Below are 24,036 nucleotides of genomic sequence, written 5' to 3'. Positions count from 1 at the left end.
ATGTCTATTATATTAATTAGTTATGAAAATTCCGAGCAGGCTAGCTTAATTGAAAATATTAGTTCTGCAAGTTTTATAGAAAAGAAAACGGTTTCCGATAAATTATTTGAGATTATTAAAGCTCATTCTTCTAAAAAAACCGTAATAGGTGCAGCTTCTTTAAGCGGTCTTGAGAGAGTTAAAAGTATCACCCAAAATTATGAATATAAATATAATGAGATAAATAAATTAGATGAGGCTAAGGCTTCAGTAATAAATGTCGGGATAATTCCTTTAAATCAAAGCTTTTATACGAAAGAATATTTATTTATTACCGCTAGCGAATTATTAGAAGAAAAACCTAGTTCTATAAACACTAACAAAAAGCTTAAAAATATCTTGCTGGAGCTTGATAATTTAGCTGAAGGTGAGTTTGTAGTACACAAAGATCATGGAATAGGGCAGTTTTTAAGGCTGGAAGCTTTAGAAATCAAAGGTAAACTGCATGATTTTTTAAAGATTCTATATGCCGGTAATGATAAATTATATATACCCGTTGAAAATATAGAGGTAATAAAAAAATACGGCAATGATAATGCGGAGCTTGATAAGCTTGGCAGCGTCTCATGGCAAAGAAGTAAGGCGAAACTTAAAAACCGTATAAAAAAGATAGCACTGCATTTAATACAAATAGCAGCTAAAAGGAAACTTAATAGCAGTGCTCCCATTGAATTTGACCTTGAAGAATATGATAAATTTTGTGCTAATTTTCCTTTCAGCGAAACGGAAGACCAGTTAACCGCTATAAACGATATTAAAGAAGATCTAAGAAACGGTATGTTAATGGATAGGTTAATATGCGGTGATGTCGGGTTTGGTAAAACAGAGGTAGCAATGCGTGTCGTCTTTATGGTAGCAAAATCTCTAAATGAATATTTACCTCAAGTAGCCGTAGTTGTACCGACAACTATTTTATGTAGTCAACATTTTTCAAGGTTCATAGAAAGGTTTAAGGGTTTTGGTTTAAATATCAAGCAATTATCTAGCGTTGTTAGTTCTAAAGAAGCAAAGATTATAAGATCGGAACTTGAAAGCGGTAAAATAAATATAATAATAGGCACTCATTCTTTATTACATAAAAATATAAAATTCTTTAATTTGAAATTGTTAATAATCGATGAAGAACAACATTTCGGTGTCGGTCAAAAAGAATTTCTTAAATCGCTAAAATCCTCTTCCCATGTACTTGCAATGTCGGCAACACCGATTCCTCGAACGCTGCAAATGTCAATGACCGGTTTAAAAGAACTTAGCATTATTGCAACGCCGCCTCTAAACAGGCTGGAAGTTCGTACATCGGTTATGCCGTTTGATCCCGTTATTATCAGAGATGCATTATTACGCGAACATTTTAGAGGTGGAAGAAGCTTTTATGTAGTTCCAAGAATTAAAGATATAGAGGATATCGAAAAACAATTAAAACAAATCGTGCCGGAATTAAGCTATAAAATAGCTCACGGAAAAATGACTCCGAGTAAAATTGATGAGGTTATGAGCGAGTTTTATGCCGGCAAATTCGATATACTAGTCTCAACTACTATTATAGAATCAGGAATTGATATAGCCGAGGCAAATACCATGATCATACATAAGGCCGATATGCTGGGTCTTAGTCAGATATATCAATTGCGTGGTCGAATAGGTCGAGGTAAAATGCAGGGCTATGCCTATCTAACGGTAGCAAGTCATAAAAAGATGACATCGCACTCCTTAAGACGCTTAGAGATAATACAAAATAGTTGTGCTTTAGGTTCAGGTTTTACTATTGCAAGCCATGATATGGATTTACGGGGCTTCGGTAATTTGATAGGTGAAGAACAATCAGGACAAATTAAAGAAGTAGGTACAGAACTCTATCAAGAAATGTTGGAAGAACAAATAGCTATTTTTAAAGATGAACCGGTTGTTTCAGAACAACCCTTTATCCCGACTATTAATTTGGGATTATCCGTCTTTATTCCGGATAATTATGTATCCGATTCGGCTCTTAAACTTGGGCTATATAGAAGAATAGGTAATTTAAGCAATGAGATAGAAGTAGAGAAATTTAAAGATGAGATGATTGATAGATTCGGCTCACTACCGATTGAATTTAATAATTTACTTGATATTGTAAAAATAAAGCTATTATGCTTTAAGTTAAATATTGAGAATTTAGATTCAGGAGATAACGGGTTTGTGATTAAATTTTATAAAAATGCTGATATGACTGATAAAATTTTAAAATTTGTTAGTGCTTACTCTAATCAGGCAAGAATCAAGCCGGACAATAAATTAGTATTTATCAGGAAATTAGTAGATAAAAATATAATTGTTGAGGCAAATCAACTACTTTGGAATTTAATAGAAATTTAAGTGTCATTGCGAAGAGAGGTAAAGCCTCTAATGTGCTTTTACTGGATTCCCGCCGTTGTTGGGATGACATTAAATATAATAATATAATAAACATGCTCCCTAACCTAAAGCAATTATTTCAACAACATAATGTAAAAGGTTTGTCGATTAATTCTAAAACCGTTAAGGATAAAGACGTCTTTTTTGCGATTAAAGGACAAAATGTCGATGGAAATGATTTTATTAAGGATGCTTTAGATCAGGCGGCAGCATTAGTAATTACGGACAATAAAAAAAATATTGTTATAGATAAAGTAATTTACGTAGAAGATGTGCAAGTAGCTTTATATGAAGCCATAGAAATATTCTATCCTAAAAAACCAAAGAATATAACAGCCGTAACCGGTACTAACGGTAAAAGCTCGGTAGTATCCTATATAGCTCAAACATATTCATTACTTGGGAAAAAAGCAGCATCTATAGGTACGATAGGGGGAGAAATATTTGGCTGCGATAATCTTATAAATGATGTACCGGAATTAACAACTTTAGACTACTTAAGCTTTAGAAAAATTGCTCATAATTTAGCTGAAAACGGTATAGAATATTTAGCTTTTGAAGCTTCTAGCCATGGTCTTGATCAAGCAAGGCTTGGGGAAATAAAAGTAAATATCGCATGTTTTACTAGCTTTAGTCAGGATCATCTAGATTATCACCATACAAAAGAAAATTATTTATTAGCCAAACTGAAATTATTTACTATACATCTTTCCAAATTTGCTTTTAGAGAGGAATTTAAAGGAGACACGGAACGCAGAACCGCAGCGTATACAAGCGATCGTGCAGATTCGAGTACCGGATCGACGTATAAATTACCTCTAGAAGCGAAGTTTGGAAAGATGTCTACTGATCATTTATTATATGGCGGTCTTGCAATATTAAATTCTGATATAGAAGAAATAGAGTTTGTTAAAGATTATCTACATAATCATAATATTAAATTTATAACCGTTGGGAAAAAAGGTGATTTAGAAATAACTAGAATTAACGGTTCTTTAAAAGGACAAAATATTAATTTTACATTTAATAATAGAGAATATAATTTTAATACCCCGATAATTGGTAGTTTTCAGGCTAGTAATTTATTAATTGCTGCTCTTAGTGTTCATTATACCGGATTTGATTTTAATAAAATCATCGAAATTCTAACGCAAGTTAAACCGGTAAAAGGCAGAATGGAGCGAATAGGCAACACTAATATTTTCGTTGATTATTCCCATACTCCGGATGCTCTTGAAAAAGCTTTAACTGAGCTGAAAAATATTAAATTACGTGATAGTAAGCTAAGTGTAGTTTTTGGCTGCGGCGGTAATCGTGATAAGACAAAAAGAAGTATTATGGGGCAAATAGCCGCAAAACTTGCTGATACCATCATAATTACAGATGATAATCCACGCAATGAAAACCCAAAGCTTATTAGAACTGAAATCATAAGTGGTATAGATAAAGCAGATTATACAGAAATAGCAAATAGAGAAGAGGCTATTAAATACGGTATAAATAATTTAAAACAAGATGATATCTTATTAATTGCCGGCAAAGGTCATGAAAATTACCAAATTATAGGCGATAAGAAATTACCTTTTGATGATGCTGAGGTTGTAAGGAAGTGTATAAAAGCCTGTCATCCCGTAGCTTGACCGGCGTTGTTGCATGGATCGAAAAAAGCACACATTGTCATACCGGGGCTTGTCCCCGGTATCCAGAAATTTAATAATATAATGAACAATATTATGTATATATATTAGCTAGTGGGCGTAATGGTACATTATATATTGGAGTAACTTCAAATATTATAAAACGTATTTATGAGCATAAGCATAAAATAATCAAAGGATTTTCTTCTAAGTATAACATAAATAAATTAGTTTATTTTGAGCAATATGACAATATTATAGCTGCAATTAATCGTGAAAAGTTATTAAAAGAATATAAAAGACAGTGGAAATTAAATTTAATTGAGTCTCAAAATCCAGAATGGCATGATTTATATGAAAAAATTATTTTATAATTTTTTTACTGGATCCTGTGTGGACAAGCCACGGGATGATATGGAATGCTTTTTAAAGGCCATACAGCAACACATAAGTAACAAAAACACATGATTTGGAATTCTGAAACTTTAAATAAAGCACTAGGTATAACAATCTCTAATTCTATAAATTGTAATGAAGTACAATTTAACTCCAAAGACGTTAAAAAAGGTGACTTATTTATAGCACTTCAAGGTAATAGAGACGGTCACGATTATGTTCTAGATGCAATAGATAAAGGAGCAGTAGCCGTAATCGTTAGCAAGCAAATAGATATAGCAGATAAAGATAAAATTATCTTAGTTGAGGATTGTTTTGAAGCTCTACAAAAAATGGCTTTATATAAACGAGAGAATTCAAAAGCTAAATTCATCGCTATCACCGGTAGCGTCGGTAAAACTTCTACCAAAGAAGCTTTAAAAACACTACTAACTGAGGCTAACTATAAATCATTAGACCTCTTATATAACGAAGCTAATAAAGAGGAATTTGAAGGAAACACGGAACGCAGCACCGCAGCGTACACTTTAGTACGTGAGGATGTGAGTAGCGGATTGACGTACAAATTACCTTTAGAAGCAAGTTATATAAGAGGTCTAATTTTTGCTAGCCGAGGTAACTTCAATAATCACTTGGGATTACTTATTAATCTTGCATCAATGGCTGATGATACGGAATATGCTATTTTTGAGCTTGGCATGAACCATAAAGGCGAGATAAGGGAGCTGGTTCAAATATTAAAGCCGAATATTGCTATGATTACTAATATTTCGGAGGCTCATTTAGAATTTTTTAACTCGCTTGAAGAGATAGCAGAAGCTAAATGTGAGATTTTTGAAAATTTTAGCAAAAATGATATTGCCGTTATTAATGCCGATACTAATTGCTATAACAACAAAATATTATCGATATTAAAAAAACTTTCTATCACCGATATACATAGCTTCGGTAGATCGTCTAAAACTTCAGCAGAATTAGTTTTATATGAGAACCTAGGAGAGCAAGTCTACTTAAAGTATAAGATAAATAATAAAGTCTTAGATGTAACTATACCGTTTATTCCTCGGCATTTTGCCGAAAATTATACCGGTGTACTTTTAATGATCGATATATTAGGTAAAGATATAGAGATAGCTGCAAATAACTTAGCAAATATTTCTCCTACTAAAGGAAGAGGGGAAATTATCAATATACAAAATTGTCGTGTAATTTGTGATTACTATAACGCAAGTCCGCAGTCAATGAAAGCTGCATTAGAATATTTAAAACAAGTACCTGCCGAGAATAAAACTGCTATAATAGGCGATATGCTAGAGCTAGGGGAAAATTCTAAACGGTTACATGAGGAACTAGTGCCTTATATATTAGATGCCGCTTGTTCTAAGGTCTATTTAGTAGGAGCAAATACTAAATATATTTATGATTTACTACCTTCCAAAATAGCTAAAAAATACTTTAAAAATGTTGATGAATTAATTACGCATATTACGGATTTATTTGAAGGTAATGAGCTTATCCTAATAAAAGGCTCAAGAGGTGTAAAACTTGATAAGGTTGTTGATTATTATAAATAAATACACTAGGATATAATATTGTATGTATCACTATGTCATTCCCGCGTAGGCGGGAATCCAGTAACCTTTAATGTCACCCCGTGACTTGATCACGGGGTCTAGTGAAAAGATGGATACCGTGGTCAAGCCACGGTATGACATCGAGTGTGTTTTTCTAGCCACACAATAATGCCTTAAATATACTTTTTAATTTAAATCTGCAAATGTTATACAATCTTTTACTTCCTCATATCCATAATTCACATATAGCTAATTTATTTCACTATATTACTTTTCGTAGCGGGCTTGCTATTATTATAACTCTAAGCCTTAGCTTTATAACAGGTCCGATATTAATAAAATTTCTGCGATCTCTTCAAAAAAACGGTCAGCCTATACGTTCAGACGGACCTGAATCGCATCAAACAAAAGCAGGTACTCCGACAATGGGGGGCATTATGATTATTTTTTCTAGTTGTCTTTCTACTTTATTACTTGCTGATTTAACTAATAAATATATTTGGATTACGTTATTTGGTTTTATTAGTTTCGGTATTATAGGATTTATGGATGATTATGCTAAGGTAACTAAAAATAACCATTACGGGGTAAGAGGAAAAAGTAAACTTTTACTGCAAGGAATTATTAGCTTAATCATATGTGTTTTACTAGAATATACCGATAAAAATCCAAGTCATTTACTTAACGTACCGTTTTTTAAAAATTTAAGTTTGGATCTTGGTTATTTTTATATAGTTTTTGCTATATTTGTTATAGTTGGCTCTTCTAATGCCGTGAATCTAACGGATGGGCTTGATGGTCTTGCTACCATTCCTATTGCTTTTACTGCCGGTTCTTTTGCTTTAATAAGTTATTTAGTAGGAAATCTAATTTACTCGAACTACTTACAGCTAACCTATATACCGAATACCGGAGAGTTAACGGTGTTATGTGCGGGATTAGTCGGTAGCTGCCTTGGATTTTTATGGTTTAATGCACAACCGGCAGAAGTTTTTATGGGCGATACTGGTAGTCTAAGTCTTGGCGGTGTGCTTGGTATTATTAGCATCATTACTAAGTATGAAATAGTTTTAGCTATAGTCGGCGGCTTGTTTGTTATTGAAACGGCATCCGTAATTTTACAGGTATATTACTTTAAAGCTACTAAAGGAAAAAGAGTATTTAGAATGGCACCGCTCCATCATCATTTTGAAAAACACGGCTGGGCAGAATCAAAAGTCGTAATAAGATTTTGGATTATTTCAGTCATATTTGCTCTTATAGGCTTATCATCCTTAAAATTACGTTAACTATACTCGTTTAATTTGAAAAAGAGCACAAAGTCTTATAAGCTCAATGATACTCACATATTATTATACTCTGCGTTCCTTGACTTATAGACTCCTTGCTCTTTTTCAAATTAAACTTCGTCTATCTACTTTTTATTTATCAAAAATACATTAACTTTCTCTTTGCTTTTGTACAAGAAATTTACTATAATGCCGACATTAATTTATAGTAGGTGTATGGCGTGGCAAAAGAAATAGATATAAATAAATTATTAGCACAAGAAAATAATGCTTTAAATACTATATTAGGCCAAGTAAACGAATTATGCGAACAAAATAAGAAGTTGCAAGATTTAATTGAAATACAAAATGAAATTAAAGAACTAGAAAAAGAACATAGCAGATCGCTGCCTTGGTTTAAAAGATTTGTAAAAACAGTTTCTAATGTAAAGTATATTTTTATAAAAAGTGAAGAACAGTTAACAAATGAAGCAATAAAGTATAATAATAAAATATTAAAAGATATTGATAATAAGATATATAATATAGCGGAAAAATCTGCACCTTTAAAGCAAGAATTACAAGAAGAAATCGAAAAAAATTTTAAGGATTTAACAAAGAAAGATTTATCTAAAGATCAAAGAGAAAGATTATCGGAAGTATTTTTTAGTTATAAGAGTAAGCCTGAAAGATTCTCAACTCTACATATGACAAATCCCTTACAATTCATTAATGCTGAAGGACTAGAGAAACAATATAATTCTTTAAATGCTACAAAACAAAACATCCAAAATTTAATATCCGAAAATTCTAATATCAAAGAACTTAAAGAAATACAAAAACAGGTTGCTGAAATTAGGGAAGAAATATCTTATACATTTTTTGAAAAGTTAAATAATATTTGGCAAAATGTTAAAAATGTTTTTGTAAATAATAATGAGCAGGTTTTAGCAAAAAACAAAGAAAGTAATACTAGAACAATTAGAAAGATTGATGAACAATTATATAAAACGAAGCATAAATTTGAGGAATTAATTGAAAATAAAGAAAGAAATATTAATGATATAATTGCAAAGTTATCTGACAATGAGGAGTTACAAAAGATAATAAGTAACCTTACAAATCACATGACTTCAAAAAAAGAACCAATATTAGTAAATTCGTCCCTAGCTAAACCTTTGGAAAATAATGTAACACCGCCTCCGCCTCCTCCTTTACCGGAAAATAACATTCCGCCACCGCCGCCTCCGCCTCCTCCTTTACCGGAAAATAACATTCCGCCACCGCCGCCTATGCCTACTATGGCTCCGGTTCAGACTGAGACATTATCTAAGCCTGTAGGAGCTACTACGGTTAAAAAACCGGAAAATCAACCACGTCCTTCTATAGATACTTCTGATTTAATGAGAGAAATAGCAGGACCAAAAAATCTAAGAAAAGTTGAAAAAACGGATGTTAAGGCACAAGATTCTAGAGATTTATTGCTGCAGTCCATAAGAGGTGAACACAAACTAAAAAAAGTTGAATTTGATCCTAATACAGGAAAACCGGTTGCACATTCTCATAGTAATCCTGCTCAGAATGTTAACAAACCTAATGGAGTTGCATCAATTTTAGCACGAAGAGTTGCTATGGAGATGAGTGATAGTAGTAGTGGCAGTGAAAGCGATAGCGATAGCGGTAACTGGAGTGATGTTAGTGTTAATAGTAATAAATCAAAAATTCTAAAAACTAAAGGAGAACGAGATGCTAAAACGACTACGCATGCTCAAAAAATTCTAAATAAAAAACCATCATTTGTGAGAAGTTAATTAAGATGTTATTTCTTTGATTGGGTTTTGTTGCGTGGATCGAAAAACGCATTCGGTGTCATACCGTGGCTTGACCACGGTATTCATAAAAAAGTTTAAAAAGACTGGATCCCGCGATCAAGTCGCAGGATGACAAGAGAAAAAGCGGCCCACGCAACAAAGTCTGCAGTCGCTTAGCTCGTGACGATTTGGGCTCTACCCTTTAAACTTCTTAGTTATTTCAACTATTCTTTTGCCAAATAAATTAGCAGTTTTTAGATCACCTTGAGTAGGAGTAATATCAGGAGAAGATTTGTGGTTAGATTGAGTCATAAGTCCTGACCAGCTACCTAAGCGGTTAATTTTATCGGGATCAGGCATCTCATGATCGGCAAAATTCGGGGCAGCTTCAGCTCGCCCAACCCAAATCATACAATGCTGCATAGCGAAGTGAAATAGCTGCTGAATACTGCATAACTTATCACCTGAATAAGAAGCAGAATTAGTGAAGCTTGCTATTTTATCTTTTCATTTTTGTTGCGCCCATCTAGTTGAGGAAATATTTTAAACGGTTCTGCTAAACTACCCATATAGGTTGGAAATGATAGCATCTGCATTATCTAACCCCTATGGATAAGAAATACATGGTTTATTAGGTTTAAGTTGGTAAGCAATAAGAGCAGAGAATAGAGAAGTAAAGAAATTAATAGGTGATCGATGTCTGGAAGGAGTAATATTAAAATTCTCTTTTATGTAGCCAAAAATGGTTTCGATAATGAATCTCTTCCTTAAAAGGATTTTATCCAAAAGAGGTAATAAATAGTTTTTCATATCCTTTCTTATTCCGGTAATTTTTATTAAACCTTGCTTATAAAGTTTTGTAAACATTTTTTCTGAAATAAACCCCTTATCATCATAACACTTACCTTTTAGACCTTTTTGATAACCATTGCTTCAAATGCAATTCTGTCATCAACATTACCTTTGGTAATTTTAACAGCAATAATTTCTCCCTTATCATTGATTATCATATGAAGCTTGAATCCAAAAAACCAATCGACAGAACTACGTCCCATTTTTGCAAGATTATTAAAAGTTCTGTTAGAATTAATTCTGATATTTTTACATACTGCAAAATGTGTGGAATCTGCATAATAAATTCCCGTTCTTTTCCCACTTAAGTAAAGTAACCCCGATTATGGATAAGGAATAGAGAGGAAGGAAGGTTACAAGAGTTATTAAACCTTATATAAATAGGGCACTGAAGGAGTAAAATAAAGGTTTAATAACATGTGTAAATATACTACAATATTTTGTATAGTAGATAAATTTTGTAAAATTTATGAGAAATGGGTAAAACATCAATTGCTGAAAAGTAATAAGCAAAGATTTAGAGAAGGTAAGCTTTCCTTAAGTGAAGAACTCTCAATAATGATTTTTACCATTTTAGTGCATATAAACATTTAAAAGCTTATTACCAAAACTTTATTATTAATGGTAATTTGTTCAGGAATCCACCTTGTTATGAGAGATTTGTTCAGCTTATTCCTTCATTATTTCTGCCATTGATTGTGATGTTACATTACTTAAGTGGGAAAAGAACGGGAATTTATTATGCAGATTCCACACATTTTGCAGTATGTAAAAATATCAGAATTAATTCTAACAGAACTTTTAATAATCTTGCAAAAATGGGACGTAGTTCTGTCGATTGGTTTTTTGGATTCAAGCTTCATATGATAATCAATGATAAGGGAGAAATTATTGCTGTTAAAATTACCAAAGGTAATGTTGATGACAGAATTGCATTTGAAGCAATGGTTATCAAAAAGGTCTAAAAGGTAAGTGTTATGATGATAAGGGGTTTATTTCAGAAAAAATGTTTACAAAACTTTATAAGCAAGGTTTAATAAAAATTACCGGAATAAGAAAGGATATGAAAAACTATTTATTACCTCTTTTGGATAAAATCCTTTTAAGGAAGAGATTCATTATCGAAACCATTTTTGGCTACATAAAAGAGAATTTTAATATTACTCCTTCCAGACATCGATCACCTATTAATTTTTTTACTTCTCTATTCTCTGCTCTTATTGCTTACCAACTTAAACCTAATAAACCATGTATTTCTTATCCATAATCGGGGTTAACATAACGATAAGCATCACCATTAGGTTCTGTTACTATCGTTCCACCTTTAGGGTTAATATAATAAGTATAATTACCAATTTTTTTTACATAAGGTCTTAGATCTTCTTGTTTTGGCATATTAATTTCCTTAATAAATTAATTGTTTTCTTAAAATATAATTTTTATATATTATCACAAGAATAATTATAATAGCTATCTACAGAACCTAGAAATTCAGATTTATAAATTGCAGTATTATATTCATAAGGATATTCTAAATATTTTTGCAATTTTAAAGTATTTTCTTGAAATAATGGGTAATTATTTGATGGTTCGTGCTTTGATAAATTGAAATATTTCCTTGCTAACCATTTCTTATCTTGAACATTATTAAAAGTTTTGATTTTTGAATATCTGCTTTGTTGTTCTTCTTGTAAAAAATAATCTTTATAATCCTTATAATCTTTTGGAAGATTTAATATAAATCTAGAATATTGTTCTAACTGAAAGTTTGTTAACCAAGTAAATAAGTAAATATAGAATATAAATTTTCTCTATGGTTCGAAGAAAAAATAACTGCAACTTCTGATTGCTTTGTATCTGCTCCTATCTCTCTTTCAATAACGTCATTAGATAATATAATTAACTCTTTATTAAAATGTTCTTTATTATTCTTTGCTTGAATCATTACACATGTCAATCTCTAGGTCCTTTAAGGTAAATAATTGTTTGTATTTATTAAGCCATGGGCCAAAAGCTATAGATTCAAGTTTTTTAAAATATTCAATTAATTTCATATACAACCGTAGGTTAAATTTAAGGGCGGCAAAAATTGAGATAAGTCAAGAGATATTAAATTAATAGTTTAAAAAGTATTTGTCACCCCGTGACTTGATCACGGGGTCCAGCTTAAAATACTAATAGTTATTAGTATTTTAAATTGTTTTCCTAGATACCGTGGTCAAGCCACGGTATGACACTGAATTGATCACTAAAAATTTTTCACATAACCTAATGACAAAAGTAAAATATGAATATATTATTTAATTTTAGAATAATTAAATAATATACATTCAATGAGTGCAGATACTAATATTAGCGATAGCTTAGAAATTGTTACGCAAGATCATTTATCGATTTTTTCTTTAATAAGTTCATCCGACATTATCGGTAAGTCGGTTATGTTGATGCTTCTTATTGCCTCGATTTGGTCGTGGGCTATTATTTGGGACAAAATATTTAAGCTAGCACAAGTACAGCGAAGAATGAAGAACTTTGAAAATGTGTTTTGGTCCGGTGGAGTATTGGAGCAATTATATGAAAGCATAAAGAGGTCGGTTAATAATCCGCTAGCTTTAATATTCGTATCCGCTATGGATGAGTGTAAGAGTTTAAGTACTAAAGGGCTTTCTGATGCATTAAAAAATAACCATAAAGAGCGTATCACAAATTCAATGTATCTAGCTCAAAATAGAGAAGTCGAAAAGCTTGAGAAGAATTTAAGCTTCTTGGCAACCGTCGGGTCAAGTGCTCCTTTCGTGGGTTTATTCGGTACCGTTTGGGGGATTATGCACAGCTTCCAATCGATTGCTAATTCAAAAAATACTTCTCTTGCCGTAGTAGCTCCCGGAATTGCCGAGGCGTTACTTGCAACTGCGATAGGCTTATTTGCAGCTATTCCGGCAGTAATTTTTTATAATTATCTGATTTCCCGTATTACTCTTATCAATAATAAGATTGAAGATTTTATTAGTGAGTTAAATTCTATACTTTCTAAGGCAATTGATCAGGAGAAAATGTAATGGCTATAAAGCTTGCCGGAAGTAATAGAAAAAGTAAAAGAGCGGTAGTTAGCGAAATTAACGTTACGCCGCTTGTTGACGTGATGCTTGTGCTATTAATTATTTTTATGATTACTTCTCCAATGCTTGTTTCAGGGGTAAATGTGGATTTGCCTGAGACAAATTCAAGCCCGATTTCAGGGCAGGATGAGCCTTTGGTTGTTACTATCAATAATAAAGGCGAAATTTTCTTACTTGAAACTCCAATAGAAAGAACGCATTTAACCGACAAGCTTGCAAATATCACTAAAGAAAAAAAGGATGCTAGAATTTTTGTAAGAGGCGATAGAAATGTTTCTTATGGGCAGGTAGTAAAGATAGTTGCCGAAATTCATGCTGCTGGCTTTTCTCGTGTAGCTCTTATTTCAAATATTAAAAATAATGAAAAGTAATCAAAATAAGGATAATTTTACGGTTTTCCTTACCTTCTCTGTTGTTCTGCACTTACTTCTTTTATATTTTTTTCTATTCAGTATGCCGTCACTTTTTGAAAAATTACCGGAAGAGCAAACTATAACTTTTGAAATGTTACATGTTAGCGATAAATCAAATATTATCACTCAGACAAAGCAAAAAGAAGCCCCCATAGAAAACGAAGACGCTAAAAAATCTGAGCAGAGTAAGCCAAAAGAAGAAGAACCGCAAGATTTGCCTAAAGAAGAAAAAGCAAAAGAGCCTGAGGCTAAAACAATAGAAGAAAAGCCTAAAATAGAAGAGAAAAAACCTATAGAAGAACCAAAGCCTGAAGAAGCGAAAGAAGCGTTGCCTGAGAAAAAAGAAGAAGTAAAGGAAGAAAAACCTAAAGAAGAGGAAAAAAAACAAGCAGAAGAGAAGAAGTCCGAAGAAAAGAAAGAGGGAAAGAAACCGGTTGAGAAACCTAAAGAGGTGAAGAAAAAAGAGCCTAAAACCGATGAGCTTGATTCTTTGCTGAAGAATTTAGAACAATCTTCGGAAGGGAATAATGTAAAATCCAATAAGCATCAAAGGTCAAAAAAAGCTGATAATGCAAAAGAAGCTAAAGGGGTTTATACGGATGGGCTGCTTCTTTCCGATAGTGAAACATCTTTAATAAAAAGACAAATTGAAAGACATTGGAGTAATGTACCGGCAGGGGTTAGAGGTAATAATAAGGTAAAAGTTATTATTAGCATTACCCTAGATAAAGCAGGTAATGTTGAACAGGCAAAGGTTAAAGAAAAAATCTGTCCTAATATTCCGGCTAGCGTTTGTGAAGCTTTAGCGGATAATGCAATTAGAGCAGTATGGCAGGCAAGCCCTATCGAAAACATTGATCCTGCTCGTTTTAATCATTGGAAAGAGATTAATTTTAGCTTTGATCCGAGTAAATTGTAGGTTGGGCATTGCCTGTGTGGATACCACCCCGTCATTGCGAGCAGTCGTAGACTGCGTGGCAATCTCATGAAATAATAACAAACTCCTGAGATTGCTTCGTCAATTGCTATGCAATTTCCTCGCAATGACTATTTTCGAGCCACGTAGGCAAGCCTTTCGCAGGAATGACATTAAGAACCATGCAATAATTTAAAAATATTATTCATCATGTTCGTGGTGATCACCGATTAATTCAAACCCCATATCTTTTCGCTCATTATCAAAACAACAATAGCAGAAAGTTGCTCCCATTAAAAGTAGAGTCAAAGCAGCACTACTAGAGCTTGTTAGCTCATATTCTGAAGGTAATAAATCCGTAGGGATGTCTTTGTTCATAAAACTTAGTTATTATGTTTACTATTTATAAATAACGCCGATTATGGATAAGGAATAGAGAGGAAGGAAGGTTGCAAGAGTTATTAAACCTTATATAAATAGGGCACTGAAGGAATAAAATAAAGGTTTAATAACATGTGTAAATATACTACAATATTTTGTATAGTAGATAAATTTTGTAAAATTTATGAGAAATGGGTAAAACATCAATTGCTGAAAAGTAATAAGCAAAGATTTAGAGAAGGTAAGCTTTCCTTAAGTGAAGAACTCTCAATAATGATTTTTACCATTTTAGTGCATATAAACATTTAAAAGCTTATTACCAAAACTTTATTATTAATGGTAATTTGTTCAGGAATCCACCTTGTTATGAGAGATTTGTTCAGCTTATTCCTTCATTATTTCTGCCATTGATTGTGATGTTACATTACTTAAGTGGGAAAAGAACGGGAATTTATTATGCAGATTCCACACATTTTGCAGTATGTAAAAATATCAGAATTAATTCTAACAGAACTTTTAATAATCTTGCAAAAATGGGACGTAGTTCTGTCGATTGGTTTTTTGGATTCAAGCTTCATATGATAATCAATGATAAGGGAGAAATTATTGCTGTTAAAATTACCAAAGGTAATGTTGATGACAGAATTGCATTTGAAGCAATGGTTATCAAAAAAGGTCTAAAAGGTAAGTGTTATGATGATAAGGAGTTTATTTCAGAAAAAATGTTTACAAAACTTTATAAGCAAGGTTTAATAAAAATTACCGGAATAAGAAAGGATATGAAAAACTATTTATTACCTCTTTTGGATAAAATCCTTTTAAGGAAGAGATTCATTATCGAAACCATTTTTGGCTACATAAAAGAGAATTTTAATATTACTCCTTCCAGACATCGATCACCTATTAATTTTTTTACTTCTCTATTCTCTGCTCTTATTGCTTACCAACTTAAACCTAATAAACCATGTATTTCTTATCCATAATCGGGGTTATTTACACATGTTATTAAACCTTTATTTTACTCCTTCAGTGCCCTATTTATATAAGGTTTAATAACTCTTGCAACCTTCCTTCCTCTCTATTCCTTATCCATAATCGGGGTTATTTACGGTGATACCGCAGAGCTTGCCGGTGTTATTAATACTAACATGATAGAGTAGTTAAAATATTGTCATACTCAATCGTCATTGCGAGGAGGCATTGTTGCGTGGATCAATTCCGCCTCTGTCACCCCGTGGCTTGACCACGGGGTCCAGTTAAAAATACTAGTATTTTTATTGTTTTTATGGATACTGTGGTCAAGCCACGGTATGACAAATTAATCGTTTTACTATCTCTTCTCTATCAATCAAAGGTAAAACGCCTGCGATTTCTGGTCCTGATTCTCTGCCGGTTAAAGCAAGGCGAAGAGGTAAAAATAACTCCTTACCTTTCCTGCCTGTTATATTTGTTATTTCTTTAGTCCAAATGCTCCAGCTATCTTTAGTGATTTCACCTGGCGGTAATAATTCTGCTGCTTGCTTTAAATATTCTTTATCTAAATTTAGATTTTGAACATTCGGAGTTTGATGGCAAATTTCCCACCAATCTTTTACATCACGTAATTTTTGCAAGTTAGGTCTTACCGATAACCAAAAATTTTCATCAATATACTCGGCATCTATTTCTTTAAGGCGTTCTTTTACTTCATCAAAATCTAAACTTATAAGTAATTTATGATTTAATCTTTCTAAATCTTCCGGCTGATAGATAGTTGGACTTTTAGAGAAACTACTTATCTCAAATGTATTTGCTAGCTTATCTATTGATTTATAAGGCAAGATTTGTGCGGATGAACCAAGTAAACTAAAAAAGCTAGCAATTGCCATAGCTTCGATTCCGATTTCTTTTCTAAGAGTTGCGATCTCAAACCCTCCCACTCGTTTAGAAATTTTCTCGTCTTTATTTATTATTAAACTCAAATGCCCAAAAACCGGCGGAATCTTATTTAATGCTTCAAACATCTGAATTTGAATAGCGGTATTGCTAACGTGATCTTCACCCCTAATAATATGAGTAATATCATAATCAATATCGTCAATAACCGAGCATAACATATAGGTCATACTACCGTCTGCTCTTATCACTATTGGATCACTTAAAGCATTGCCGTCATATTTAACTTCGCCTTTGATCATATCATGCCAGCTAATTGGTTCATGATTTACCAAAAATCTATAATGCGGTTTTCTTCCTTGTTCTATATATTTCTTTGCTTGCTCTTCAGTTAGATTTAAGCTAGCTCGATCATAAATCGGCGGCAAACCTTTAGATAATTGAAATTTATGCTTTAATTCTAGCTCTTCAGGAGTCTCATAGCAGGCATATAATCTTTTTTTGTTTAGTAATAGATTTTTGATTTCATCATATCTATTTAAACGGCTTAATTGGTTGAACGTTTGACCCCAATTAATATTTAAAAATTTTAGATCTTCCTCGATAGCGTCTTTATATTCCTGTTTACTACGCTCTAAATCCGTATCGTCAAATCTTAAAATAAACTGTCCGTTATGCTTCTTTGCATATAGCCAGTTAAGCAGTGCTGCCCTGATATTCCCGACATGTAACATACCGGTCGGTGACGGAGCAAATCGTGTTATAACTTTTGTCATAAATAAGTAATTTTATTAATTGTCATCCTACTAAAAAACTATGTTATGCCGTGGCTTGACCACGGCATGACAGGGGTGAAATTGATCCACGCAACAATGTCTCCTCGCAATGACGATTATGACATTCTTACGCCTGTTTCTTCTCTAACTTCGCTTATTGTCTTCAATTAGCTTCATTGCGTCATCTAATCTTAAATTTAGAAAATCATATTTTTTTTGCACTGAAATAAATTTACCCATATATTTTATGTAAGGACCGAATTTACCGTATCCTATCATAATTTCCTCGCCACTATCTTTATGCACGCCGATTTTAAGCGGTAAGCTTAGAAGCTTTAATGCTATATCAAGTGTAATATCGTTTTGGTTCAGGCTAGCAGGTACGGGGCTACGTTTCGGCTTTACTTTGCCTTCTTGTTCGCCAAGTTGAATATAAGGTCCGTAAGGTCCTTTTTTCAGATATATTTCTACTCCGTCTTTATTCGTACCTAAAACTTTATTCTCATTAGGAATAGCGGAAGGCTCGCCTTCATTCTCGTTATTATCGTTACCGCTAACAATAGATTTTCTAAAAGTACATTCAGGGTAATTACTACATGCTAAAAATGCCCCGAACTTACCAAGCTTTAAGCTAAGCTCGCCTGTTTTACATGATGGACAAACTTTAGATTCTTTATTCTCACCGAACAAGTGATAATCAAGGGCTTTCTGTACATAGCTAATAATCTCGGTTATTTTCTGCTCGTTTACCGATTCAATATTATGGTTAAAACCGCTCCAAAAATTACTTAAGGCAGCTTTCCATTCAAGCTTGCCGGCTGCTATTTCATCTAATTCATTTTCAAGTCCTGCCGTAAAATCATATTCAACGTATTTTTTGAAAAAACCGACTAAAAATACCGTTACCAAACGTCCAAGCTCTTCAGGTATAAATCGTTTTTTCTCAAGAGAAACATATTTTCGATCTTGTAAAACCGATAAAATACTAGCATAGGTCGAAGGACGACCGATCCCAAGCTCTTCAAGTTTTTTCACTAAACTTGCTTCCGAATATCTTGGAGGCGGCTCGGTAAAATGCTGATTCGGAATAACTTCTTTAGTTTTAAGTGGTTCTTGTTCTTTTAAAGGCGGCAGCATTTTATTTTCTTCTTCAGCCTCATCGTCCACACTTTCACGACAAACCTTATAAAACCCGTCAAAAGCTATAGTCGATCCGTTTGCTTTTGCCAAATATTCTTTATTTTCCGAAGCTAAATTTGCAACTACCAAATCCATTATAACATTTTCCATTTGGCAGGCTATAGTTCTTTTCCAAATTAGTTCATAAAGCTTATAATAATCCTTTTCTAACTTTTCTTTTAAGCTATCTGGAGTATAAGTAATATTCGTCGGTCTTATCGCCTCATGAGCTTCTTGAGCATTTTTTACTTTGGATTTATAAATTCTAGGGCTAGTCGGTAAATATTTATCGCCGTAACTTTTATCGATTAACTTGCGTATATCTGCTATTACATCATTTGATAATGTAACGCCGTCGGTTCTCATATAGGTAATAAGCCCTATAGTTTCCTTACCTATGTCAACGCCCTCATAAAGTTTTTGTGCTATTTGCATAGTCTTTTTAGCACTAAAACCTAGTTTTCTTGCTGCTTCTTGTTGTAGTGATGAAGTAATGAAAGGAGGTTGAGGCTGACGTTTTTGTTGTTTCTTTTCTATCTTATCAACATGAAAATTTTGAGATTTTAATTTTTCGGTTAAATCTTTGGCATCTTTTTCGTTAATAATTGAGAATTTTTCTAGTTTCTGATCGTTTACGTGAGTCAATTTAGCAGTAAATAGTTCGTTATTACTATTTTGCATTTTAAGGCTAATATCCCAATATTCTTCTGACTTAAAACGCTCTATTTCATCTTCTCGTTCACATATTAATCGCAGAGCCACGGACTGCACACGTCCCGCCGATTTACATCCCGGTAACTTACGCCATAAAAGAGGTGAAAGGGTAAAGCCGACTAAATAGTCTAAAGCTCTTCTTGCTTGCTGGGCATTTACTAAGTTAGTGTCAAGTTTTCTAGGGTTCTCAACGGCATGAATAATTGCTTTTTTAGTGATTTCATTAAAGGCTACCCTTTTGAAAAAATCATCGGATTTAACCTTATTTTTTTCTTTTATTACCTCTGCAACATGCCATGAGATAGATTCACCCTCACGATCAGGATCGGTTGCAAGATATACTGCATCAGCTTTTTTAGCATCTTTAACTATGGCATCTACATATTTACCGGCTTTATCGGAAATATCATATTTCATTGCAAAATTTTCATCAGGTAACACCGAGCCTTTTTTAGAAGGTAAATCTCTAATATGACCGAATGATGCAATGACCTTAAACTCATCACCTAAATATTTATTTATCGTTTTTGCCTTTGCCGGCGATTCTACTATTACTAATTTCATCTACTTATTATAAACTAATGATATTTTATTACCGGCGTGACGCATTACTTTCTCGGCGAGTTCTAATTCTAATATTACCGTATATATGATAGGAAGCGGTAATTCTATTTCTTTTTGTAAATATTCAAAATCTATAGGTACTGCCGATAATAGTTCCAATATAGCAGTACGCTCCTTTTGTGACGGTTCTTTAACATATCTCGTATTTACTGTTCCTAGCTCAACAAAATCCTTAAATAACCCATCATCTTTTTCGATAAATTTTTCATATTGCGGTAAATTAGCTACAATATCCTCCGCTGATTCCACTAAATATGCTCCTTCTCTAATCAATTTATTTGTACCTTGACACCTTGGATCTAAAGGAAAGCCGGGAACAGCAAATATTTCCCTATTTTGTTCAAGTGCAAATTTTGCAGTTATTAATGAACCGGATTTTAAGCTTGCTTCTACTACCACTACTCCTAAGGCTAGTCCCGATATTATCCTATTACGCTGTGGAAAATGTTTTCCAAGCAGCCGATAGGTAACTCAGCTAATATTAAACCTTCTTCTGCTAAATTTTCAAATAGTTTTTTATTTCCCGGTGGATATATATGATCAATACCTCCGGCAATGACTCCGATGGTTCGAGAAACTGCTGCTTGATGTACGCTGCTATCTATTCCTCGTGCTAACCCTGAAACGGTTATATAACTTTCTTTTACTAAATCATTTGCAATTTTATGAGCAAAGCTTCTTCCGTTTGCAGAAGCGTTTCTTGCACCTACTATTGCAACGTATTTATTATGATTTAATAACTCTATATTAACCCCGATTATGGATAAGAAATACATGGTTTATTAGGTTTAAGTTGGTAAGCAATAAGAGCAGAGAATAGAGAAGTAAAGAAATTAATAGGTGATCGATGTCTGGAAGGAGTAATATTAAAATTCTCTTTTATGTAGCCAAAAATGGTTTCGATAATGAATCTCTTCCTTAAAAGGATTTTATCCAAAAGAGGTAATAAATAGTTTTTCATATCCTTTCTTATTCCGGTAATTTTTATTAAACCTTGCTTATAAAGTTTTGTAAACATTTTTTCTGAAATAAACTCCTTATCATCATAACACTTACCTTTTAGACCTTTTTGATAACCATTGCTTCAAATGCAATTCTGTCATCAACATTACCTTTGGTAATTTTAACAGCAATAATTTCTCCCTTATCATTGATTATCATATGAAGCTTGAATCCAAAAAACCAATCGACAGAACTACGTCCCATTTTTGCAAGATTATTAAAAGTTCTGTTAGAATTAATTCTGATATTTTTACATACTGCAAAATGTGTGGAATCTGCATAATAAATTCCCGTTCTTTTCCCACTTAAGTAATGTAACATCACAATCAATGGCAGAAATAATGAAGGAATAAGCTGAACAAATCTCTCATAACAAGGTGGATTCCTGAACAAATTACCATTAATAATAAAGTTTTGGTAATAAGCTTTTAAATGTTTATATGCACTAAAATGGTAAAAATCATTATTGAGAGTTCTTCACTTAAGGAAAGCTTACCTTCTCTAAATCTTTGCTTATTACTTTTCAGCAATTGATGTTTTACCCATTTCTCATAAATTTTACAAAATTTATCTACTATACAAAATATTGTAGTATATTTACACATGTTATTAAACCTTTATTTTACTCCTTCAGTGCCCTATTTATATAAGGTTTAATAACTCTTGTAACCTTCCTTCCTCTCTATTCCTTATCCATAATCGGCGTTATATTACCTTTATAGCTTAATATTGGCGGTGGATCATAAATTTCAAGTAACAATTTTGAATATTCCGGAGATTTATATGTGATGATCTTAGCATTATCTTTTTCGAGAAGTTCTAACTCTTTTTCAGCATCGCTTTTACTAAAAATTTTAATTGGTTTTGACTTTCCGCCTTGCAAATGAAAAATCCGGAGCGTTATCTATGGCAGTTGCTGCATCACCGAATAATTTAATTAAACTAAAGAAAGTTTTAGGACCGATATTTTCACTCCTAATAAGACGTAAAATATTAATTGTTTCAATATTATTTAGGGTTATTTGATATGAGTTAGTGTCATCCCGCAACTTGATCGCAGGATCTCAGGACACAGCCTGTGATACAAGATCCCGTGGTCAAGCCACGGGGATGACATAAATAAGAGCAACTACAGCTTCTCGGCATGTGAGCTTAAATAATGTGCTATACCCTCATGTGATGGGGTAATTGCTTCCTCGCCTTTATGCCAGCCTGCAGGACAAACTTCGCCGTGTTTTTGATGATGAGTTAAAGCATCGATTACTTTTAATGTATAATTAATATCACGACCGATAGATAAGTCGTTAACTAGCATGTGACGTACTATGAAATCCTTATCAATTAAAAAAGCTCCACGCAAAGCAACACCGTCTTCATTAAGTACGTTATATTTTGAAGAAATATCCTTTTTTATATCGGAAACCATTGGGAATTGTACTTGTCCAAGTCCGCCTTTATTATGCGGAGTATTTTTCCAAGCTAAATGGCTAAAATGAGAATCAACGCTAACAGCTACTACTTTAGTACGTCTTTCGGTAAATTCACCAAGCTTATTGTGAAATGCTATAATTTCCGATGGACAAACAAAAGTAAAATCTAGGGGATAAAAAAATAACACTATATTATCCCCCGCAGCATAATCGCTAAGTTTAAACTTATCGTCTATATTATTATTAGGCATAATAGCTTTAGCTGTAAAATCCGGAGCAGTTTTGCCGACAAATACTGACATATTCATAACCTTTTATTAGTATTAATAATCTGATATGATATATAAAACTAATTATTATTACAATATAAATTGCTACTTATCTATTTTCTTTTCCGAAGAAGCTTTTAATTGGTTAAATATAGTTAATGCTCCGGTTACAAAACTACTCGGTTCTGAAAGGTTTGCGGGTAAAATTACAGTGTTGGTATCTTTAGCCAAATTACCGAATGCACTAATATACTGCTCAGCTACTTTAAGAGCTACCGCCTCACTTCCTCCCGTTTTTTGTACGGCAGCTGCGACAATCTCAATACTATTTGCTGTAGCGGTAGCGACTAAGCCTATTGCTTCAGCTTCACCTTTTGCTCTGTTCACTTGATCCGTATAAGAAGCTTCTGAATTCAGTACAATTTGTGCTTTTTCACCTTCTGCATGGTTAATTTTTGCTTGTCTATTACCTTCCGACTCTAGAATTTGAGCTCTTTTTTGACGCTCTGCTGCTACCTGCAATTCCATAGCTTTAAGTATAGTTTGCGGAGGTTGAATATCTTTAATTTCATAACGCATACATTGTATACCCCAATTTATAGCAGCCTGATTAATAGCTGCTACAATTGCTACGTTTAAAGTTTCGCGTTCTTCAAAAGTTCTATCTAAAGGGAGTTTACCGATTTCCGAACGCATAGTAGTTTGAGCAAGCTGTGTTATGGCATAGTAAGGATTATTAACACCATAAGATGCTGCCATTGGATCAATGATTTTAACATATAAAACGCCATCAATAGATAATGTTACGTTATCATTTGAAATAGCTGTTTGAGCGGTAACGTCTATTGCTTCTTCTTTTAAAGTATGTTTGTATGCTACTCTTTGAATGACAGGGATTAGTAAATTTAAGCCAGGCTGCAGTACCTTATCGAATTTTCCCAATTTTTCTACTACCCATGCTTGTTGTTGCGGTACAACTTTAACCATTTGTATTATAACTAAAATCGCTATAATACTGAAAATTAATAATGCATATTCCATAATTCAATACTTTTTTTATTTCCACTCTATATTATTTTTAATTATAAAAAAAGGATTAAAGTTAAACGGTACTTAAATTATATATTTTTTTATCAATAAAATGGGTTTTAATTACTTTGAGTAAAGAAAGAATGCTTGAATATTCTTCAAGTTGTTCATTTACATTTTTTATCTTATTTAAAGCACTATTAAAATCTTTCTGTAATAAATAAGTTTCAGCAGCTTTATTTTGTTCTAGTGTTTTAAGTAAAATATTTTGTAAAAATCTATAATAATAGTCGTCTAGTTTAGGTATATCAGACATGATAATAAATCATATAATTATT

The 24,036-nt window shown here is 32.8% G+C and carries 28 protein-coding genes and 2 pseudogenes; 13 read left to right on the top strand and 17 right to left on the bottom strand.

The window, feature by feature from the left end:
* Positions 1–9: 9 nt before the first annotated feature.
* The 7 genes and pseudogenes from mfd to rickA form a co-directional block, all read left to right on the top strand.
* Positions 10–2,394, top strand: a pseudogene (mfd, locus tag RMONA_RS06440) (transcription-repair coupling factor); the annotation flags it as partial.
* Between the two features lie 92 nt (positions 2,395–2,486).
* Positions 2,487–4,073, top strand: coding sequence for a UDP-N-acetylmuramoyl-L-alanyl-D-glutamate--2,6-diaminopimelate ligase (locus tag RMONA_RS06435; protein WP_037231640.1), 1,587 nt, complete (start codon positions 2,487–2,489; stop codon positions 4,071–4,073).
* 101 nt (positions 4,074–4,174) lie between these two features.
* The gene (locus tag RMONA_RS08830) at positions 4,175–4,444 is read left to right on the top strand and encodes a GIY-YIG nuclease family protein (protein ID WP_081819068.1); all 270 of its coding nucleotides are present in this window, start codon (positions 4,175–4,177) and stop codon (positions 4,442–4,444) included.
* A 90-nt stretch (positions 4,445–4,534) separates the two neighbouring features.
* Positions 4,535–6,040 (top strand): UDP-N-acetylmuramoyl-tripeptide--D-alanyl-D-alanine ligase, encoded by a 1,506-nt coding sequence (murF, locus tag RMONA_RS06430; protein WP_023508043.1) that lies wholly within the window; start codon positions 4,535–4,537, stop codon positions 6,038–6,040.
* Between the two features lie 70 nt (positions 6,041–6,110).
* A pseudogene (locus RMONA_RS11565) lies at positions 6,111–6,179 on the top strand (palindromic element RPE4 domain-containing protein); the annotation flags it as partial.
* A gap of 64 nt (positions 6,180–6,243) precedes the next feature.
* The gene (gene mraY, locus RMONA_RS06425) at positions 6,244–7,329 is read left to right on the top strand and encodes a phospho-N-acetylmuramoyl-pentapeptide-transferase (protein ID WP_023508044.1); all 1,086 of its coding nucleotides are present in this window, start codon (positions 6,244–6,246) and stop codon (positions 7,327–7,329) included.
* Positions 7,330–7,550: 221 nt separating this feature from the next.
* Positions 7,551–9,119, top strand: a complete 1,569-nt coding sequence (rickA, locus tag RMONA_RS06420; RefSeq protein WP_023508045.1) for an Arp2/3 complex-activating protein RickA — start codon at positions 7,551–7,553, stop codon at positions 9,117–9,119.
* A gap of 195 nt (positions 9,120–9,314) precedes the next feature.
* Here rickA and RMONA_RS06415 read toward each other — a convergent pair whose 3' ends face one another.
* The 3 genes from RMONA_RS06415 to RMONA_RS08815 form a co-directional block, all read right to left on the bottom strand.
* Positions 9,315–9,530, bottom strand: coding sequence for a hypothetical protein (locus tag RMONA_RS06415; protein WP_037231644.1), 216 nt, complete (start codon positions 9,528–9,530; stop codon positions 9,315–9,317).
* 195 nt (positions 9,531–9,725) lie between these two features.
* Positions 9,726–9,986, bottom strand: coding sequence for a transposase (locus RMONA_RS06410; protein WP_023507102.1), 261 nt, complete (start codon positions 9,984–9,986; stop codon positions 9,726–9,728).
* Positions 9,987–10,027: 41 nt separating this feature from the next.
* On the bottom strand, positions 10,028–10,216 hold the full coding sequence (locus tag RMONA_RS08815) for a transposase (RefSeq protein ID WP_242402868.1): 189 nt from the start codon (positions 10,214–10,216) through the stop codon (positions 10,028–10,030).
* Between the two features lie 456 nt (positions 10,217–10,672).
* Here RMONA_RS08815 and RMONA_RS11020 point away from each other — a divergent pair, with 456 nt between their 5' ends.
* A complete protein-coding gene (locus RMONA_RS11020) occupies positions 10,673–10,936 on the top strand; it encodes a transposase (RefSeq protein WP_023507103.1) in 264 nt (87 codons plus the stop codon).
* 41 nt (positions 10,937–10,977) lie between these two features.
* Positions 10,978–11,238, top strand: coding sequence for a transposase (locus RMONA_RS11015; protein WP_023507102.1), 261 nt, complete (start codon positions 10,978–10,980; stop codon positions 11,236–11,238).
* Here the strand turns inward: RMONA_RS11015 and RMONA_RS09425 are convergent.
* Both RMONA_RS09425 and RMONA_RS10585 read right to left on the bottom strand, forming a co-directional pair.
* Positions 11,229–11,366: a hypothetical protein gene (locus RMONA_RS09425; protein ID WP_023508047.1), complete on the bottom strand. Its 138-nt coding sequence runs from the start codon at positions 11,364–11,366 to the stop codon at positions 11,229–11,231. The two genes, RMONA_RS11015 and RMONA_RS09425, sit on opposite strands and share 10 nt — an antisense overlap.
* 376 nt (positions 11,367–11,742) lie before the next feature.
* Entirely contained in the window at positions 11,743–11,928 is a 186-nt protein-coding gene (locus RMONA_RS10585; protein ID WP_242402813.1) for a hypothetical protein, read from the bottom strand.
* A gap of 376 nt (positions 11,929–12,304) precedes the next feature.
* On the opposite strand from RMONA_RS10585, the gene tolQ reads away from it, so the two are divergent.
* The 3 genes from tolQ to RMONA_RS06385 are packed head-to-tail and all read left to right on the top strand — an operon-like array spanning position 12,305 to position 14,422.
* Positions 12,305–13,030, top strand: a complete 726-nt coding sequence (gene tolQ / locus RMONA_RS06395) for a protein TolQ (RefSeq protein ID WP_023508050.1) — start codon at positions 12,305–12,307, stop codon at positions 13,028–13,030.
* The gene (gene tolR, locus RMONA_RS06390) at positions 13,030–13,461 is read left to right on the top strand and encodes a protein TolR (protein WP_023508051.1); all 432 of its coding nucleotides are present in this window, start codon (positions 13,030–13,032) and stop codon (positions 13,459–13,461) included. The genes tolQ and tolR overlap by 1 nt, the downstream gene beginning before the upstream one ends.
* Positions 13,451–14,422, top strand: coding sequence for an energy transducer TonB (locus RMONA_RS06385; RefSeq protein ID WP_037231653.1), 972 nt, complete (start codon positions 13,451–13,453; stop codon positions 14,420–14,422). The genes tolR and RMONA_RS06385 overlap by 11 nt, the downstream gene beginning before the upstream one ends.
* A gap of 198 nt (positions 14,423–14,620) precedes the next feature.
* On the opposite strand, the gene RMONA_RS09710 is transcribed toward RMONA_RS06385, so the two are convergent.
* Positions 14,621–14,797 (bottom strand): hypothetical protein, encoded by a 177-nt coding sequence (locus RMONA_RS09710; protein ID WP_023508053.1) that lies wholly within the window; start codon positions 14,795–14,797, stop codon positions 14,621–14,623.
* Between the two features lie 332 nt (positions 14,798–15,129).
* Between RMONA_RS09710 and RMONA_RS06380 the strand changes: the two genes are divergently transcribed.
* Positions 15,130–15,783: an IS982 family transposase gene (locus RMONA_RS06380; protein WP_339325421.1), complete on the top strand. Its 654-nt coding sequence runs from the start codon at positions 15,130–15,132 to the stop codon at positions 15,781–15,783.
* Positions 15,784–16,098: 315 nt separating this feature from the next.
* On the opposite strand, the gene gltX is transcribed toward RMONA_RS06380, so the two are convergent.
* The 11 genes from gltX to RMONA_RS06330 form a co-directional block, all read right to left on the bottom strand.
* A complete protein-coding gene (gene gltX / locus RMONA_RS06375) occupies positions 16,099–17,451 on the bottom strand; it encodes a glutamate--tRNA ligase (protein WP_023508055.1) in 1,353 nt (450 codons plus the stop codon).
* A 144-nt stretch (positions 17,452–17,595) separates the two neighbouring features.
* Entirely contained in the window at positions 17,596–19,908 is a 2,313-nt protein-coding gene (gene topA, locus RMONA_RS06370) for a type I DNA topoisomerase (RefSeq protein ID WP_023508056.1), read from the bottom strand.
* Complete coding sequence (locus RMONA_RS10580) at positions 19,909–20,367, bottom strand: DNA-processing protein DprA (RefSeq protein ID WP_037231656.1); 459 nt, start codon at positions 20,365–20,367, stop codon at positions 19,909–19,911.
* Positions 20,368–20,390: 23 nt separating this feature from the next.
* Positions 20,391–20,744, bottom strand: coding sequence for a DNA-processing protein DprA (locus RMONA_RS06360; RefSeq protein WP_096001043.1), 354 nt, complete (start codon positions 20,742–20,744; stop codon positions 20,391–20,393).
* Entirely contained in the window at positions 20,726–20,986 is a 261-nt protein-coding gene (locus RMONA_RS06355; RefSeq protein ID WP_023507102.1) for a transposase, read from the bottom strand. The genes RMONA_RS06360 and RMONA_RS06355 overlap by 19 nt, the downstream gene beginning before the upstream one ends.
* A 41-nt stretch (positions 20,987–21,027) precedes the next feature.
* Complete coding sequence (locus RMONA_RS06350) at positions 21,028–21,291, bottom strand: transposase (protein WP_023507103.1); 264 nt, start codon at positions 21,289–21,291, stop codon at positions 21,028–21,030.
* A gap of 361 nt (positions 21,292–21,652) precedes the next feature.
* Positions 21,653–21,853 (bottom strand): DNA-processing protein DprA, encoded by a 201-nt coding sequence (locus tag RMONA_RS09705; protein WP_023508057.1) that lies wholly within the window; start codon positions 21,851–21,853, stop codon positions 21,653–21,655.
* Positions 21,825–22,019 (bottom strand): DNA processing protein DprA, encoded by a 195-nt coding sequence (locus RMONA_RS11305; protein WP_331385725.1) that lies wholly within the window; start codon positions 22,017–22,019, stop codon positions 21,825–21,827. The genes RMONA_RS09705 and RMONA_RS11305 overlap by 29 nt, the downstream gene beginning before the upstream one ends.
* An 80-nt stretch (positions 22,020–22,099) precedes the next feature.
* On the bottom strand, positions 22,100–22,702 hold the full coding sequence (locus tag RMONA_RS06340) for a peroxiredoxin (RefSeq protein ID WP_008580069.1): 603 nt from the start codon (positions 22,700–22,702) through the stop codon (positions 22,100–22,102).
* Positions 22,703–22,774: 72 nt separating this feature from the next.
* Positions 22,775–23,710 carry an SPFH domain-containing protein gene (locus RMONA_RS06335; RefSeq protein ID WP_023508058.1) on the bottom strand — a complete coding sequence of 312 codons (936 nt, stop codon included), beginning with the start codon at positions 23,708–23,710 and terminating at the stop codon, positions 22,775–22,777.
* Between the two features lie 61 nt (positions 23,711–23,771).
* Positions 23,772–24,014 (bottom strand): hypothetical protein, encoded by a 243-nt coding sequence (locus tag RMONA_RS06330; RefSeq protein ID WP_023508059.1) that lies wholly within the window; start codon positions 24,012–24,014, stop codon positions 23,772–23,774.
* Between the last annotated feature and the right edge of the window lie 22 nt (positions 24,015–24,036).

This window comes from Rickettsia monacensis, from assembly GCF_000499665.2.
Taxonomy (GTDB): Bacteria; Pseudomonadota; Alphaproteobacteria; order Rickettsiales; family Rickettsiaceae; genus Rickettsia; species Rickettsia tamurae.
The sequence above is the reverse complement of the archived record's forward strand: the minus strand, read 5'-3'. Positions and strand labels throughout refer to the sequence as shown.